General features: G+C 45.6%; 1 protein-coding gene. It reads left to right on the plus strand.

The window, feature by feature from the left end; all coding sequences use genetic code 11:
* Positions 1-463: tyrosine-type recombinase/integrase (locus tag OK409_RS22430; RefSeq protein WP_264367562.1), on the plus strand; the 463-nt coding region annotated here is incomplete at its 5' end.
* Positions 464-553 lie beyond the last annotated feature (90 nt).

A 553-nucleotide genomic window follows, 5' to 3' on the forward strand; every position in this document is an offset into this window, starting at 1 on the left:
CAGTAAACTTCGGGGCTGTGATTTGGTTAAGCTAAAAGTTTCTGATATAGCCTATGGGCACTCTGTTTCGGGCAGAACGACAGTGCTGCAGCAGAAAACGGGCAGCACTGTTCAGTTTGAACTGACTAAGGGAACCAGAGAGGCTGTAGCCGCGTGGATCAAAATGGCTCAACTAAGTAATAGCGACTATCTCTTCCAGTCCCGCGTTGGTTCTTCAAGACACATCTCAACCAGACAATATAACCGCATTTTTCATGGATGGATTGGGAAACTGGGTCTTGATGAGACGCTCTACAGTACGCACTCAATGCGCAGAACCAAGCCATATCTTATCTATAAAAAAACGAAGAACCTTCGGGTAATCCAGTTACTTTTGGGGAACAAAAAACTTGAAAGAACAGTACGTTACCTTGGCATTGAAGTAGATGATGCTCTGGAAATATCGGAGTCAATTGAAGTCTAGACTGTGAGGGCTGCAACAGCAGCCCTGTGCCAGAAGCGAATGCGTCAGGTTCAAAAATGGGAGGTAAGCGTTTTAACTTATTCGTCCGGG

It is taken from the genome of Pantoea sp. RG18 (assembly GCF_025910075.1).
Lineage (GTDB): Bacteria > Pseudomonadota > Gammaproteobacteria > Enterobacterales > Enterobacteriaceae > Pantoea > Pantoea agglomerans.